The organism is Arthrobacter sp. GQ119 (genome assembly GCF_059759125.1).
Window position 1 is genome coordinate 1 of sequence record NZ_JCAXEA010000070.1, and the last position, 668, is coordinate 668.

Below are 668 nucleotides of genomic sequence, written 5' to 3' on the forward strand. Positions count from 1 at the left end.
CCGTCGTGCTGGCCGGCGTGGACCATCTGGTCCATGGAGAGGTCCACCAGGCCGCCCCAGATGTAGTCCACCTTGGCGTTGGAGAGGTAGGGGAAGAGCTCGAGCATGGCCTTGCGCAGGATCTCGGCGCTCTTGACGTCCGAGTCCGGGCTGGACAGCGCGAAGCGGGCACGCCCGCCGAACAGCAGCCTGTTATCCGGGGTGATGCGGAAGTAGTAGGTCAGCATCTTGCTGTCCGAGGCCTGGCGGCGGTTGGGCAGGATGCGGTTGACCACGTCTTCGGGCAGCGGGTCGGTCACGATGATGAAGCTGCCCACCGGGATCACGCGGCGCTGCAGCCACGGGGTGACGTTGCCGGTGTAGCCGCTGGTGGCGACCAGGACCTGCTTGGCCCGGGTGATGCCCCGGGTGGTGTGCACGTCGTGCACGGTGCCGGAGACCTTCTTCAGCTCGGTCACCGCGGCGTTCTCGCAGATATCGGCGCCGGCGGCCACGGCCACCCCGGCCAGGCCGTGGACGAACTTGCCCACGTGCAGGCCCGCACCGAGCGGGTCAACCATCGCGCCCTGGTAGAAGTCCGTGCCGATTTCGCTGTGGATCTCGGACTTCGGGATCACCGTGACGTGGTGATCGGCCAGGGTGGCCAGCTTCTCCTGGGACTTCAGGAA

At 67.2% G+C, this 668-nt stretch carries 1 protein-coding gene; it reads right to left on the bottom strand.

Annotated elements, in window-relative coordinates:
* On the bottom strand, window positions 1-668 hold a 668-nt coding region (locus AC6CH3_RS23380; protein ID WP_498134703.1), incomplete at both ends, for an NAD(P)/FAD-dependent oxidoreductase.